The sequence below is a fragment of the Catellatospora tritici genome (assembly GCF_019083965.1).
GTDB lineage: Bacteria > Actinomycetota > Actinomycetes > Mycobacteriales > Micromonosporaceae > Catellatospora > Catellatospora tritici.
The window spans coordinates 125,544-140,173 of sequence record NZ_JAHRCY010000015.1 but is presented as its reverse complement, the minus strand read 5'-3'; the positions used below and the strand labels follow the sequence as shown (position 1 = coordinate 140,173).

The 14,630-nt window shown below is 70.7% G+C and carries 11 protein-coding genes; 7 read left to right on the top strand and 4 right to left on the bottom strand.

Translation table 11 applies throughout. The features are described 5' to 3' along the window. Positions 1–67 precede the first annotated feature (67 nt). Complete coding sequence (locus KUA19_RS29220; protein WP_217400962.1) at positions 68–796, top strand: helical backbone metal receptor; 729 nt, start codon at positions 68–70, stop codon at positions 794–796. A gap of 190 nt (positions 797–986) precedes the next feature. On the opposite strand, the gene KUA19_RS29215 is transcribed toward KUA19_RS29220, so the two are convergent. The 3 genes from KUA19_RS29215 to KUA19_RS29205 form a co-directional block, all read right to left on the bottom strand. After that, positions 987–2,429, bottom strand: coding sequence for a carboxylesterase/lipase family protein (locus KUA19_RS29215; protein ID WP_217400960.1), 1,443 nt, complete (start codon positions 2,427–2,429; stop codon positions 987–989). A gap of 125 nt (positions 2,430–2,554) precedes the next feature. Then, the gene (locus tag KUA19_RS29210; protein ID WP_217400958.1) at positions 2,555–4,201 is read right to left on the bottom strand and encodes an FAD-binding dehydrogenase; all 1,647 of its coding nucleotides are present in this window, start codon (positions 4,199–4,201) and stop codon (positions 2,555–2,557) included. Positions 4,202–4,435: 234 nt separating this feature from the next. Continuing rightward, complete coding sequence (locus KUA19_RS29205) at positions 4,436–6,025, bottom strand: PKD domain-containing protein (protein ID WP_217400956.1); 1,590 nt, start codon at positions 6,023–6,025, stop codon at positions 4,436–4,438. A gap of 273 nt (positions 6,026–6,298) precedes the next feature. Between KUA19_RS29205 and KUA19_RS29200 the strand changes: the two genes are divergently transcribed. Then, positions 6,299–7,261, top strand: coding sequence for an isopenicillin N synthase family dioxygenase (locus KUA19_RS29200; protein WP_308167706.1), 963 nt, complete (start codon positions 6,299–6,301; stop codon positions 7,259–7,261). 130 nt (positions 7,262–7,391) lie between these two features. Then, a complete protein-coding gene (locus KUA19_RS29195) occupies positions 7,392–7,739 on the top strand; it encodes a hypothetical protein (protein WP_217400951.1) in 348 nt (115 codons plus the stop codon). Between the two features lie 394 nt (positions 7,740–8,133). Here the strand turns inward: KUA19_RS29195 and arfB are convergent, their stop codons facing one another. After that, a complete protein-coding gene (gene arfB / locus KUA19_RS29190) occupies positions 8,134–8,547 on the bottom strand; it encodes an alternative ribosome rescue aminoacyl-tRNA hydrolase ArfB (RefSeq protein WP_217400949.1) in 414 nt (137 codons plus the stop codon). Between the two features lie 277 nt (positions 8,548–8,824). On the opposite strand from arfB, the gene KUA19_RS29185 reads away from it, so the two are divergent. From KUA19_RS29185 to KUA19_RS29170, 4 genes are all read left to right on the top strand, one after another. Further along, positions 8,825–10,099, top strand: coding sequence for an ABC transporter substrate-binding protein (locus KUA19_RS29185; protein ID WP_217400947.1), 1,275 nt, complete (start codon positions 8,825–8,827; stop codon positions 10,097–10,099). Positions 10,100–10,205: 106 nt separating this feature from the next. After that, on the top strand, positions 10,206–11,138 hold the full coding sequence (locus KUA19_RS29180; RefSeq protein WP_308167705.1) for a carbohydrate ABC transporter permease: 933 nt from the start codon (positions 10,206–10,208) through the stop codon (positions 11,136–11,138). 74 nt (positions 11,139–11,212) lie between these two features. Beyond that, the gene (locus tag KUA19_RS29175) at positions 11,213–12,073 is read left to right on the top strand and encodes a carbohydrate ABC transporter permease (RefSeq protein ID WP_254550291.1); all 861 of its coding nucleotides are present in this window, start codon (positions 11,213–11,215) and stop codon (positions 12,071–12,073) included. Then, complete coding sequence (locus KUA19_RS29170) at positions 12,073–14,529, top strand: glycoside hydrolase family 2 protein (RefSeq protein ID WP_217401100.1); 2,457 nt, start codon at positions 12,073–12,075, stop codon at positions 14,527–14,529. The genes KUA19_RS29175 and KUA19_RS29170 overlap by 1 nt, the downstream gene beginning before the upstream one ends. The last annotated feature ends 101 nt before the right edge of the window (positions 14,530–14,630 follow it).

The following is a 14,630-nucleotide window of genomic DNA, read 5'->3' as shown; positions in this document are numbered from 1 at the left end:
GCGGCGGTGCGTGGCGCTGGGCGGCGGCGCGCGGCAGCGGGCGAGTGTGGCGGCGTAGCGTGGCGGGGTGCGGATCGTGTCGCTGGTGCCGTCGTTGACCGAGGCCGTGGCCGCGACCCTGCCCGACGATCTCGTCGGCGCCACCGACTGGTGCACCCACCCCGCCGACCTGGCGGTCCCCCGGGTGGGCGGCACGAAGTACCCCGACCTCGACCGCGTGCTCGCGCTGCGCCCCGACGTGGTGCTGGTCAACATGGAGGAGAACCGGGTCGAGGACGCCGACGCGCTGCGGGCCGCGGGCGTGGAGCTCCACGTGACCTTTCCGCGTACCGTCGACGAAGCCCTATCCGACCTGGGCACCATGCTCGCCGCCCTCGGCGCGCCCGCCGAACCCGGCTGGCTGGCCGATGCCCGCGCCGCCTGGGCCGCCGTCGGGCCGCGGCCCGCCCGCCGGGCGATCGTCCCGGTATGGCGCCGCCCGTGGATCGTGCTCGGCGGCGGCACCTTCGCCGGGGACGTGCTGCGTCGCCTCGGCGTCGACAACGTCTACGGCGACGACCCGGATCGCTACCCGCGCCCCGCCCTCGCCGAGCTGCGGGAGCAGGGCGCCGAACTGGTGGTGCTGCCCGACGAGCCGTACGCGTTCACCCGCGACGACGGCCCCGAGAGCTTTCCCGGCACGCCGTACGCCCTGGTCAGCGGGCGCCACCTCACCTGGTACGGCCCGTCGCTGACCGAGGCGCCGACCCTCCTCGCCGAGCAGCTCGCCGCCGCCCGCATGCCACCCGCGCCCTGAGCCCGGATCCACCCGCCCGCCCGCCGCCCAGATGATCGTGCAGTTTCGGGGAAACTGCACGAATCCGCCCCAAGATTCCAGCAGTTTCCCCGAAACTGCAGCCTCCGCCCGGCGGCCCGGCGGCCCGGCGGCCCGGCGCGGCGCGTGGCGTGGCGCGCGGACTGGCGCGGGGTGTTGCGTCGGGGCGGAGTCACGGCCAGGCGTTGAGTTCGGCCGCCCGGGGTGCTCGGACCAGCTCGGACGCGGGTGCGTCGAAGCGCATGACGGGTCGGGTCGGGTCCCAGGCGGGCCAGCCGGGGTCGCCGGTGGTGGCGAAGGAGACCCAGGCGCGGTGCATGGTGTCGGCCAGCGGCTGCGGCGGGGCGTCCCCGGCCAGGGCGCGGCCGTCCGGGCTGGACAGGGTGTCGAAGACGAACCCGATCTCCAGCGCGTGGCAGGCGCCGAGCCGGTCCACGGGGGACTGCCAGGCGAACTCGTACAGCCAGGTGCGGGCGGGCAGGCGGGCGTCGGCCAGCCGGTTCAGGGGCAGCCGCAGCATCCGGTCGGTGGCGATGATGCCCAGCAGTTCGCCGGGGCGTGCCAGCGGCCACGCCGCGCGGTAGACCTGGGTGGTCCGGCCCGAGACGCGGAACTTCGCCAGCGCCAGCCGCAGCGTGAGGCCGTTGACCTTCTCCAGCAGCCCGGTGGGTACGAACCACAGCCGGTACTCCTCGGCGTTGTAGCCGAGCAGCACGTCGATCCCGGCCCCGGCGCCCGCGTGCAGCGCGCTCATCGGGTCCCGCGGCACGGTGTCGCCGTCGACGGCCAGGGTGAACCCGTTTCCGTTGCCGATCGGCGGCCCGCCCCGGGCGATGGCGACCTGCGCGTCGAGCAGCCGTCGCGGTTCGACCGCGGCGAACGCCTCGGCGGTGGCCGGGACGCGCAGCTTCTTGGCGATCATCCGGGTCGGCCGGGCCGCGGCATCGCGCGGCTGGGCTGTCGGGGCGCCGCTCTGCAGCACCGCCCGCCGGAACAGTCCCTCGGCGTACGGGCTGGTCAGCAGGGCGCCGATGGAGATGGAACCGGCGGACTCGCCGAAGACGGTCACGTTGTCGGGGTCGCCGCCGAACGCGGCGATGTTGTCGCGCACCCACTCCAGCGCGGCGATCTGGTCCCGCAGGCCGAGGTTGGCGGGGGCGTCGGGGAAGACGCCGAAGCCCTCGATGCCCAGCCGGTAGTTGAGCGACACCAGCACCACGCCGTCGCGGGCGAAGGCGCTGCCCTCGTACGCGGGCGGGCAGGACGAGCCGTTGCGCAGCGAGCCGCCGTGGATCCACACCATGACCGGGCAGGCGGAGCCGTCAGTCGGTGCCCAGACGTTCAGGTTGAGGCACTCGGTGCCGGGCACGTCCGGGTCGGCCAGCAGCCGGTCCATCGGGGGCGGGAACGGGGCCTTCGGCGCGGTCGGGCCGTAGGCCAGCGCGTCGCGTACCCCGTCCCAGGGCTGCACCCGGGCGGGGCGCCGAAACCGGTGCTCGCCGAACGGGGCGGCGGCGTACGGAATGCCCAGGAACACCGCGATCCCGTCGCTGATCCGCCCGCGGACCCGACCGGCCCGGGTGGCGACGATCGCCTCCGTCGCAATCTCGGTCATGGCCGTATTCTGCGCCCCCCGCGGTAAGGAAGGGCCCCTTCTTATCGGAATACGAGGTAGAAGGGGCCCTTCTTAACGCGTCTGCGGCCCGCCGCGGCGCGCGGTTCGGGGGCGGGTCGCGCGGGTCAGAGCGCCGCGGCGGCCGCGCGTCCGGCCTGGCGGCCGGAGAACAGGCAGCCGCCGAGGAAGGTGCCCTCCAGCGACCGGTACCCGTGCACGCCGCCGCCGCCGAACCCGGACACCTCGCCCGCCGCGTACACGCCGGGCAGTGGACTTCCGTCGGCGCGCAGCACCCGCCCGGACAGGTCGGTCTCCAGCCCGCCCAGCGTCTTGCGGGTGAGGATGTTCAGCCGTACCGCGATCAGCGGCCCGGCCTTCGGGTCGAGCAGCCGGTGCGGCGTGGCCACCCGGATCAACTTGTCGCCCCGGTAGTTGCGGGCGCCCCGGATCGCGGTGACCTGCAGGTCCTTGGTGAACGCGTGGTCCATCTCCCGGTCGCGGGCCTCGACCTGGCGGCGTACCTCCGGCAGCTCCAGCAGCGGGGTCTCGGTCAGCTTGTTCATGCCCGCGACCAGCTCGTCCAGGGTGTCCGCGACGACGAAGTCGGCGCCGTTGCGCTTGAACGCCTCGACCGGGCCGGGCGCGCCGGGCAGCACCCGCTTGAGCAGCTGGCGCACGCTCTTGCCGGTCAGGTCGGGGTTCTGCTCGGAGCCCGAGAGCGCGAACTCCTTCTCGATGATCTTCTGGGTGAGCACGAACCAGGTGTGGTCGTGCCCGGTGGTCATGATGTGCTCCAGCGTGCCGAGGGTGTCGAAGCCGGGGAACAGCGGTACCGGCAGGCGGCGGCCGGTGGCGTCCAGCCACAGCGACGACGGGCCGGGCAGGATCCGAATGCCGTGCTTGTCCCAGATCGGCGCCCAGTTCTCGATGCCCTCGGTGTAGTGCCACATCCGGTCCGGGTTGATGATGTTGGCGCCCGCGGCCTCGGTGATGCCGAGCATCCGGCCGTCCACGTGCGCGGGCACGCCCGACAGCAGCTTCTTCGGCGGGGTGCCGAGCCGCTGCGGCCAGTTGCGCCGGACCAGGTCGTGGTTGCCGCCGATGCCGCCCGAGGTCACGATCACGGCCTGGGCGCGAAGTGCGAATTCGCCCGCGGGGGTACGGCTGGACGCCTCGCCCCGCTGCGCGGGGCTCGGTTCGAGCACGGTGCCGCGTACGCCGTCGACGACGCCCCCGGTCACCGTCAGTTCGTCCACCCGGTGCCGGAACGCCAGCTTGACCAGCCCTCGCTCGGCCGCCGCCCGCACCCGCTTGATGAACGGGGCGAGCAGCCCCGGCCCGGTGCCCCAGGTGATGTGGAAGCGCGGCACCGAGTTTCCGTGCCCGTCGGCCAGGTACCCACCGCGCTCGGCCCAGCCGACGACCGGGAAGAACCGCACCCCCTGCGCGTGCAGCCAGGGCCGCTTCTCGCCCGCGGCGAAGTCGACGTACGCCTCGGCCCAGCGGCGCGGCCACGCGTCGCACTCGCGGTCGAACCCGGCGCTGCCCAGCCAGTCCTGCAGGGCCAGCTCACGCGTGTCGCGGATGCCCATGCGGCGCTGCTCGGGGGAGTCGACCAGGAAGAGGCCGCCGAAGGACCAGAACGCCTGCCCGCCGAGCGCGGCCTCGGGCTCCTGGTCCAGCAGGATCACCCGCTTGCCCGCGTCGGCCAGTTCGGCGGTGGCGACTAATCCGGCCAGGCCGGCACCTACGACGATGACGTCGGCGTCCACGGGCGCCACTCTCCTCTGCTCGCCGCGGCTGTGATGCGCGGCACGCCGCGAGCTTAGCGAACGCGAAACCCATTCGCTTCCGGGGTCGCCGCTCGGACGGGCGGCGCCCCGCCCTTCAATGACACTGGCCTATCTGGAGGACTGTTGCGGGGGTCCGCGTCCTCTAGATAGGCCAGTGTCAATGCTGGGTGGTGGCGTGGTGCCGCCGGGCCACCACCGGTCCGGTCGAGCGGGTCACGCCGCCTGGAGGATGAAGGTCCAGGTCGTCGTGGTGGTGCTGGCGGCGGCAGCGGTGGCGGTCAGACCGCCGTAGTTGCCGGTCGGCAGCGAGCTGCCCGAGTCGGCCAGCAGACCGGTGACCCGGCCGCCGCCCGTCTGCGAGCCGTTGCTGCGCACCTCGACCCCGGCCGGAGCGGTCAGGGCCGTGGAGGCGGCGTCGCCGTGCATCCAGTACGACACGCCCCAGCTCTGGCTCCCGGTCACCGCCACGGTCGGCGTGATCCGGCCCGCGCTGCTGGCGATGTCCGTGGCACTGGCGAAGGTCACCCCGTCGACGCCGCGGTACGCCGCGACGATGAAGTTGCCCTTCGACTGCGCCGACAGCGTCACCCGCACCTGGGTGCCCGCGTCCCCGGCCGCCGCGACCTTGGTCCACGCGGTCGTGGTGGCGTAGCCGCCGTCGAGGCGCTCCAGCTGGGTCCAGCCGGTCACCCCGGTCGGCGCACCCGTGGTGGCGTGCGTGTTCTGGCTGAGGACCAGCAGCAGCCGGTCGCCCGCCTGCACCGAGGACGGCACCGTCACCACGTGCTGGGCGACGTTCGCGTTCGCGGTGGCCTGCCCGACGAAGGAGATCTTCTCCGGGATCGGCGCGACGGTGACCTGCTGGGTGTCGGTGTCCGTGGCGCCCCGGTCGTCGGTGACGGTCAGCGTGACGCTGTACGTGCCCGCCGCCGCGAAGGTGTGCGACGTCGCCGGGACGCTGTCGGTGTCGGCACTGCTGCCGTCGCCGAAGTTCCAGGCGTAGTTCTGGATCGCCCCGTCGGAGTCGGTGGAACCCGAACCCGACAGCGAGCAGATCAGACCGGTGCAGCTCGGGGCGAGGTGGGCGACCGGAGTGGCGTTGGCCGCGCCGCCCGCGCCCTTGAGAATCTTGATGTAGTCGATGTCGCCCACGAAGTAGTCGCAGGTGACCGTGACGCCATCACAGGCGCTCTTGCCACCGATCGAGAACTGCCGGGTGTTGGAGATGGTGCCGGTCGGGCCGTTGAGGCGGCTGGTGCGCACGCCGTCGACGAACATCTCGACGTACGCCGAGGTCCGGTTGCAGGTGACGGTGTGCCACTGGCCGTCGTTGATCGTGCCGTCCATGTAGCCGGTGCGCGAGGCGCCGTCGCCACCCCGGAACAGGCACTTGGGGCTGCCACCGGGCGCCTCGAACTTCCAGTAGCCGCCGACCTGGCTGCCCTGCCCCTTCTGCATGATGTTGCCGAAGGAGTAGGTGGTCCGGTAGCGGATGGTGAACGAGAAGTCGCCCGCGTCGGGGTTGAAGTCGTTCGTGTTCGGGACCGTGTTCACGTGTCCCGGCACGTACTCCTCATCCTCGGGCAGGTGCACGGCGAACCGGTGACCGGTGGCTCCGGCGTACAGCGTGCCGGTGGCCACCTCGTCGCCGATGGTGCCGTTCTTGCCGTTGCCGCTGCTGTCCACCAGCACGGTCGAGCCCGAGGCCTCGTCCATGCTGTAGAACGCCACGGTCTTGGTGGCCGTCGCGTGCGCCGGCGCCGCTCCTACGAGGACCCCCGCGAAGGCCACAGCGGCGACCATGCCCAGCCTTCCGGCGGAGCGTAGCCCGCTTGGCCTGATGCTTGAACGCATGCGTTCCTCCTAGTCGTTGCTTGGGGCTCACCCTTCCATGTGTGAACAAACGGTTGAATGGCCCTTTGGGTGGACCGGCTGACGCATTTCCGTCGCAGGTGGAGGGACTGGTTGACGGACGATCGGACGGTTGACCGGTGCGGTCGTATACGGGTGGGTGGCCCTATTCGAGGTAGCCGGGATCGGCACGCGCGGCCGCTCGGGGTGCGCGAGGATGGAGGCGTGAGCAGCCTGCCGATCATCGACCTGGCCCAGCCGCGCGCGACCGTGGCCCACGGCATCCGCGCGGCCTGCCGTGACAGCGGCTTCTTCTACCTGACCGGGCACGGTGTGCCGCCCGAGCTGATGGCGCAGCTCGACCAGGCCGCGAGGGAGTTCTTCGAGCTGCCCGAGCCCGACAAGATGGAGATCGCGATGGCGCGCGGCGGGCGGGCCTGGCGCGGCTTCTTCCCGGTCGGCGGCGAGCTGACCTCCGGCCGCCCAGACCTCAAGGAGGGCCTGTACTTCGGCACCGAGTTGCCCGACGACGATCCCCGCGTACGGGCCGGGCTGCCGCTACACGGCGGCAACCTCTTTCCACGGCAGGTGCCCGAGCTGGCTCCCCTCGTGCTGACCTATCTGGACGCGCTGACCGCGGTCGCCCAGGAGGTCATGCGCGGGGTGGCGGTCAGCCTGGACCTGGACGAGGACTACTTCGCCGCCGGATACACCGCCGATCCCACCGTGCTGTTCCGGATCTTCCACTACCCGCCCGCGCCGGCGGGCGACGACGGCTGGGGCGTGGGCGAGCACACCGACTACGGCCTGCTGACGCTGCTGGCCCAGGACGACAACGGCGGCCTGCAGGTGAGGACGCCGCGCGGCTGGATGGAGGCGCCGCCGGTGCCGGGCACGTTCGTGTGCAACATCGGGGACATGCTCGACCGGCTCACCGGGGGGTGGTACCGGTCGACCCCGCACCGCGTACGCAACACCAGCGGGCACGACCGGCTGTCGTTCCCGTTCTTCTTCGACCCCGCGTTCGCCGCCACGGTGCCGCCGCTGCCCGGCCGGGCCCGGACCGGAGACGACGGCCGCGACCGCTGGGATGGCCAGGACCTGCGCGCCTTCACCGGAACGTATGGCGAATATCTGCTGGGTAAGGTGGGCAAGGTCTTCCCTGAGCTGGGCGGGGCGGTGCTGTGATCGTCTCTTCGCCTGTTGGGTGACGTGCTGTTCACCGTATGGCCAAATTCTGTCCACGTTGCCGGGTGACGGTGTTCTGATCCGGTGTGCGGCCATTGCCCCGGACCGTCTGGCAGAACGGGGATCGTCGGTGACCGCTCGGTTCGAGTTCTACGAGCGGCCGCCGATGGGCGTCACCTGGCGCCTGCTGTCCAGCAACAACCGCGATCTCGGCCGGTCCGCGTCCGGCTATCCCGACGTCGACGAGTGCATTGTCGCGGTCGAGGCACTGCGCGCGGCCCTGGCCGACACCGAGCCCCAGGTGTACCGGGTGAACCGGCTCGCCTGGGCGTGGCGGCTGGACGTCGCGGCCGACGCGACGGCCGTGGCCAGTCGCGCCTACCAGCGGCGGGTCCAGGCGCAGACCGCCTGCGGCCTGTTCGTCAAACTCGCCGCCCTGGCCGAGGTCACCCCCGCCGTCCGCCAGGCCCGCAGCTGACCCTGACTGTCCAATCCCGTCGATTCATCGGCCGGTGGGCGCGATGCGTGGGGGCGGGGTTTCACTCGGAGCGCGTTCTGGGGCAAGATCGCGGTCTGCGGAACGTTTCGGTGTATCCATGATGGCGGATGCCTGTCCGGCGGCTCGGATGTTGGGACGGCTGCTTCGAAGATCGCTACGAGCGGTCATTTCCGTGCATGGCCATGGCCCACTTCTCCGCATTCTGACCACTGACGCCGATCTCCCCGATGATGATCGCCGCTTTCGGTCAAAACCTGCGCCCCCAGCCCACATTTTGACCGCCATCAGCGATCATCCTCCCGCCCTCCGGCCCCGGCGGGCGGTCGACGGGCGGGCGGCCAGTGAGTCGGTTGCTGTTGCCGCGGCTGGTGGGTCAGTCGCTGTAGCCGGAGCGGCGGTTCTGCTTGATGGCCGAGCGGTGACGCTTGGACTCCAGGCGGCGGGCCTGGGCGCCCTTGCTGATCCGGGTCGGGCGGCGGGCCGGTGGCGGCGGGGCGATCGCCGTACGCAGCAGGGCGGCCAGCCGGGCGCGGGCGGCTTCGCGGTTGGCGAGCTGCGCGCGGTGCTCGCTGGCGGCGATCGTCAGCACGCCGTCGACGAGCCGGTTGGCGAGCTGCGCCAGCGCGCGCTGACGCAACGGTTCCGGCAGTGCCTGGGAGCGCTCCACATCGTATGAAAGCTCCACCCGACTGTCGGCCGTGTTGACCCCCTGTCCACCCGGCCCGGAACTGCGCGAGAAGCGTTCCCGCAGCTCTCCGGCCGGAATGACCACATGCTCACTGATCATCAAATCCTGTGCCACGGTCCGTTTCACCTCTTCTCGTCGCCGCACACCACCCGACGATCATGCCCTACGGAGAGCGTGTTCACGACCAACTTTTACCGTCATAAATCAATGATCATAAATATAGCTTAATCGGTTTTCATGCGCCACGTCACAGAACTGTCACGGCGAAGACTCACGGTTGACACATGAACGCGGCGCTCGTAGCGTAGGGCCACTTATCCGGTTCAGTAGACGCTTCGCTATATATGGGAGCGCTCCAAATGGTACGGAGGATGCCATGCGACTGACCAGGTCCCGTTGGGCCACAGTCACCGCAGTCCTTGCCGTCGGCGCCGTGGTCCTCGCCGGGTGCAAGGGCGGGGACGACCCCGAGAAGCCCGGCGGCACGGTCGAGCTGAAGATCGCCTTCTGGGGCGACTTTGGCCTCGACGAGCTCAAGGCCAAGTACGAATCGGCACACCCGAACGTGAAGATCGTCCTCAACTCGGGCGAATACAACGCGCAGCACGAGGACCTGCAGAAGAAGCTGATCGCCGGCTCCGGCGCGGCCGACATCGCCGCCATCGACGAGGGCTTCATCGTCAGCTTCCGCAGCCAGGCTGACAAGTTCGTGAACCTGCTGGACAAGGGCGCGGGCAAGTACCAGGACAAGTACCTGCCCTGGAAGTGGAAGCAGTCCCTGTCGGCCGACGGCAAGACCCAGATCGGCCTCGGCACCGACGTCGGCGGCCTGGCCATGTGCTACCGCACCGACCTGTTCAAGGCGGCGGGCCTGCCCACCGAGCGCGACGAGGTCTCGGCGCTGTGGCCCACCTGGGACGAGTTCATCAAGGTCGGCCAGGGCTACACCGCCAAGTCGAAGAAGAAGTTCCTCGACAACGCCACCAACCTGTTCAACCCGGTCCTGGGCCAGCAGCCGGTGGGCTTCTACGACGAGCAGGAGACCCTGAAGATGGACGGCGGCCCCAAGGTCGCCTTCGACACCACCATGAAGGCCATCGACGCGGGCCTGTCGGCGAACCTGGCGGCCTGGTCGCCGGAGTGGAACGCGGGCTTCGTCAAGGGCGACTTCGCGGTGCTGGCCTGCCCGGCCTGGATGCAGGGCCACATCAAGAACACCGCGCCGGACACCTCCGGCAAGTGGGACGTGGCCGCGATCCCGGGCGGCGGCGGTAACTGGGGCGGCTCGTTCCTGACCATCCCGAAGTCCGGCAAGCACACCGCCGAGGCGTACGAGCTGCTGGAGTGGCTGATCCAGCCCGAGCAGCAGATCGAGATCTTCAAGAAGGTCGGCAACCTGCCCTCCCAGCCGGCCCTCTACAAGGACCCGGCGATCGCCGACTTCAAGAACCCGTTCTTCAGCGACGCCCCGGTCGGCCAGATCTTCAGCAAGACCGCCGAGGGTCTGACCCCGCAGTACCTGGGCAAGAAGAACGGCCCGACCCGGGTCGCGGTCGAGAACGTCATCAACTCCGTGCAGGCGGGCACGACCAAGTCCGCGGACGCCTGGGCGCAGGCGCTCAAGGAAGCGGACAAGGCGGCCAAGGCCTGACCCGCGTTGCAGTGGGGATCTGAAGGGGTGGGCGTCTCCCTACGGCGTCCACCCCTTCGCCCGCGACCGCATCATATCGACCGATCTCGGTTAACTGGAGGTAATCGTGCGCGGGCTATCGCACCGGCTGCACCGCTTCGACGTGCGGCAGATGCCGTACGTCCTCGTCGCTCCGTTCTTCATCCTCTTCGCCGTGTTCGGGCTGTTCCCGCTGATCTTCAACGGGATCGTGGCCCTGCGCACGTGGCGCCTGGACGACCCGGCCCAGGACGGCTGGGCCGGGTTGGCCAACTTCGAGCGCCTGACCGGCGACGAGGACTTCTGGAACGCGCTGTTCAACACGTTCGGCATCTTCGTGCTGTCCACGGTGCCGCAGCTGTTCGCCGCCGTGTGCCTCGCGCACCTGCTGAACCGCAAGCTCAAGGGCAAGATCTGGTTCCGGGTGAGCATGCTGCTGCCGTACATCACGCCGCTCACCGCGTCCACGTTGGTCTTCCTGGTGATCTTCTCCAAGAACAGTGGCGTGGCCAACTGGGTGCTGTCGCTGATCGGGCTGAACGACCCGAGTGACCCGCTGGACTGGCGGGCCGGGAAGGCGCAGTCCTGGATCGCCATCGCCACGATGGTCAACTGGAAGTGGATCGGCTACAACGCGCTGCTCTACCTGTCGGCGATGCAGACCATCCCGCGGGACATCTACGAGGCCTCGGCGCTGGACGGCGCGAGCGCGTGGAAGCAGCTGTGGCGGGTCACCGTACCGATGATCCTGCCGGTCGTGATCTTCACGGTGGTGCTGTCCACCATCGGCGGGCTGCAGCTGTTCACCGAGCCGATGCTGTTCGAGGCCAACCCGGCGGCCGCCACCGGCGGCTCCAACGGCGAGTGGCAGACCATCGCCCAGCTCATCTACAAGGTCGGCTGGAAGAACCTCAACCTGGGCTACGCCGCGGCGATGTCCTGGGCCCTGTTCCTGATCATCATCCTCGTCGCCGGGCTCAACGCCCTGGTGGCGAACCGGCTCGGAGGAGGACGTCGGTGACCACGACCGTCGACCGGCAGCACACCGCGCAGCCGGTCCCACCCGCGCGGGTGCGCCGGACCAAGCCCTCCCAGCTGGGCCGCGCCCCGCAGGACACCCCCGCGGGCGCCTGGACGTACGTCCTGCTCACCGTGTTCTTCCTGGTGTCGGCGTACCCCATCTACTGGATGTTCGTCATCGCCACCAGCACCGACGCCGCGCTGGCCGACATCCCGCCGAAGTTCCTGCCCGGCGACAACCTCGGCACCAACCTGACCGAGGTGTTCACGCTCGAGGACGTCTACTTCGCCGAGTCGCTGCTCAACAGCGTGATCGTGTCCACCCTGGTGACGGTGTCGATCCTGTTCTTCTGCTCGGTGGCTGGATTCGCCTTCGCCAAGCTGCGGTTCCGGGGCAGCAGGGTGCTGATGCTGATCGTCATCCTCACCCTGACCGTGCCCAACCAGCTCGGCGTGGTCGCGCTCTACATCCTGATGGGCAAGCTGCCCGGCCAGGGCGAGGGCGGCTGGAACGGCAGCCTGCTCGCGGTCATCGTGCCCGGCCTGGTCAGCGCGTTCGGCGTGTTCTACATGCGGCAGTTCATCATCGGCGCGGTGCCCGACGAGCTGATCGAGTCCGGCCGCGTCGACGGCGCCACCACCATGCGCGTCTACTGGAGCATCGTGCTGCCCGCGATCCGGCCCGCACTGGCCGTGCTGGGCCTGCTCACCTTCGTCGGCACCTGGAACGACTTCCAGTGGCCGCTGATCACCCTCGGCGGCTCCGACTACCCCACCTCGATGGTGGCCCTGTTCGACCTGGCCAGCGGCAACTATGTGCTCTACCGCCGGGTGCTGGCCGGTGCGCTGGTGGCCACCGTGCCGTTGATTCTGATGTTGGCAGTCGGGGGCAGGCAGATCGTCCGCGGCATCATGGAGGGTGCGGTCAAATCGTGATGGCGACAGCAAGCAGCATGGTCCGGCTGCACCAGGGCTGGACCGTGTCCGCCCGGGACACCCCGGTGCGGGTCACCGAGGTGCCCGCGAGCGTGCCGGGCTGCGTGCACACCGACCTGCTCGCGGCCGGGCTGATCGAGGACCCGTACCTCGACGACAACGAGAGCCGGCTCGGGTGGATCGGGCGCACCCGGTGGGAGTACCGGACCGGCTTCGAGTGGGCCGGTCCGGGCGACGACCGGATCGACCTGGTCTGCGCCGGACTCGACACGGTGGCCACGATCGAGGTCAACGGCGTCGAGCTGGGTCGGACCGCGAACATGCACCGGAGCTACCGGTTCGACCTGCGCTCGGTGCTCAACCACGGGCACAACGACCTGAAGATCACCTTCGATTCCGCGTACGACTACACGGCCGCGATGGCGCGGCAGGTCGGCACCCGGCCGGGGGCGTACGACGAGCCGTACAACCTGATCCGGAAGATGGCCTGCAACTTCGGCTGGGACTGGGGCCCGACCCTGGTCACGGCTGGGATCTGGCAGCCGATCGGGCTGCACAGCTGGTCCACGGCGCGCCTGGCGCAGGTCCGCCCGCTGGTCACCGTCGAGGGCACCACCGGCCGGGTCGAGCTGCACGTCGAGGTGGAACGGGCCTCGGCCGAGGCGCTGACCGTCACCGCCGAGATCGGCGGTGTCAGGGTAAGCGGCGGCCTTGCCGCCGGGCAGATGAGCACCGTGCTGCACATCGAGGTGCCCGACGTGCGGCGCTGGTGGCCGCGCGGCTACGGCGAGCAGCCGCTCTACCCGCTGCGGGCGGTCCTGGCCACCGGCGGCGGCCGCGAGCTGGGCCGGTGGGAGCGCCGGGTCGGGTTCCGCACGGTACGGCTGGACACCACCCCTGACGAGCACGGCACGCCGTACACGGTGGTGGTCAACGAGCGACCGGTCTACGTCAAGGGCGTCAACTGGATCCCCGACGACACCTTCGTCACCCGGATCACCCGCGAGCGGCTGGCCGAGCGGTTCGCCCAGGCGTGCGCCGCGAACGTCAACTACCTGCGGGTCTGGGGCGGCGGCCGGTACGAGTCGGAGGACTTCTACGAGCTCGCCGACGAGCTGGGGCTCATGGTCGGGCAGGACTTCCTGTTCGCGTGCGCGGCGTACCCGGAGGAGGAGCCGTTCGCGGCCGAGGTGGCGGCCGAGGCGCGCGAACAGGTGGTGCGGCTGGCCTCGCACCCCAGCCTGGTGACCTGGACCGGCAACAACGAGAACATCTGGGGCTTCGCCGACTGGGGCTGGCCGGAGCGGTTGCAGGGGCGCAGCTGGGGTGCCGGCTACTACCACGGGCTGCTGCCGTCCATCGTGGCCGAACTCGACCCCACCCGGCCGTACTGGCCGGGCAGCCCCTGGTCGGGCCGCGCCGACCGGCACCCCAACGACCCCGACCACGGCACCACCCACCTGTGGGAGGTGTGGAACCGGATCGACTACACCCACTACCGCGACAGCGTGCCCCGGTTCGTGGCCGAGTTCGGGTTCCAGGCCCCGCCCGCGTACGCCACCCTGCGCCGGGCGCTGCACGACGAGCCGCTGGCCGCCGACTCACCCGGCATGCGGCACCACCAGAAGGCGACCGACGGCGACCTCAAACTGCGCCGGGGCCTGGACGCGCACCTGCCGCTGCCGGTCGACTTCGCCGACTGGCACTACCTGACCCAGCTCAACCAGGCCCGCGCGATCAGCCTGGCGCTGGAGCACTTCCGCTCGCACACCCCGCACAACATGGGCGCGATCGTCTGGCAGCTCAACGACTGCTGGCCGGTCACGTCCTGGGCGGCCGTCGACGGCGACGGGCGGCGCAAACCCCTCTGGCACGCGCTGCGCCGGTCGTTCGCACCCCACCTGCTCACCATCCAGCCCCGGCCGGACGGCCCGGCCCTGGTCGCGGTCAACGACACCGACCAGCCCTGGTTCGCACCGGCCGTGGTGACCCGGCACGGCCTGGGCGGCGACGTCCTGGCCCGCACCGAGGTCACGCTGGACGTGCCTCCCCGCTCGGCGGTCACCGTGCAACTGCCCCCGGACGTCGCGACCTGCGGCGACCGTACGGGCGAATTGGTGCGGGCGGTCGCCGGGGACGAGAGCGCGCTGTGGTTCTTCGCCGAGGACCACGAGATCGACTACCCGGCGGCCCGGTTCGAGGCGAAGGTCGAGCCGGTCGTCTCCGGCCCGGCCGTCATCGCGTACGAGGTGACCGTCACGGCCGGGACGATCCTGCGCGACCTCGTGCTCTTCCCCGACCGGCTCGACCCGGCCGCTCAGGTGGACCAGGCCCTGGTCACCCTGCTGCCGGGGGAGTCGACGACGTTCACGGTGACCGGCGCCGAGCTCGGCGACCCGTCAGCCCTGGCCGCCCGGCCGGTGCTGCGGTGCGTCAACGACATCACGCGCGCCTGACCCCTCCACACCCCTCCCAAGGAGCACGCGCATGAACCGAAGGATCCTGGCGGCTGCCGCCGGGGCGCTCGTTCTGCTGCTCGGCACCGGCCCCGGCTCCT

What these genes read in the sequence shown, in the direction of transcription:
- KUA19_RS29215 (WP_217400960.1), bottom strand. Translation starts at nt 2,429, where the DNA reads ATGACCGAGATTGCGACGGAGGCGATCGTCGCCACCCGGGCCGGTCGG.
- KUA19_RS29205 (WP_217400956.1), bottom strand. Translation starts at nt 6,025, where the DNA reads ATGGTCGCCGCTGTGGCCTTCGCGGGGGTCCTCGTAGGAGCGGCGCCG.
- KUA19_RS29185 (WP_217400947.1), top strand. Translation starts at nt 8,825, where the DNA reads ATGCGACTGACCAGGTCCCGTTGGGCCACAGTCACCGCAGTCCTTGCC.
- arfB (WP_217400949.1), bottom strand. Translation starts at nt 8,547, where the DNA reads ATGATCAGTGAGCATGTGGTCATTCCGGCCGGAGAGCTGCGGGAACGC.
- KUA19_RS29170 (WP_217401100.1), top strand. Translation starts at nt 12,073, where the DNA reads ATGGCGACAGCAAGCAGCATGGTCCGGCTGCACCAGGGCTGGACCGTG.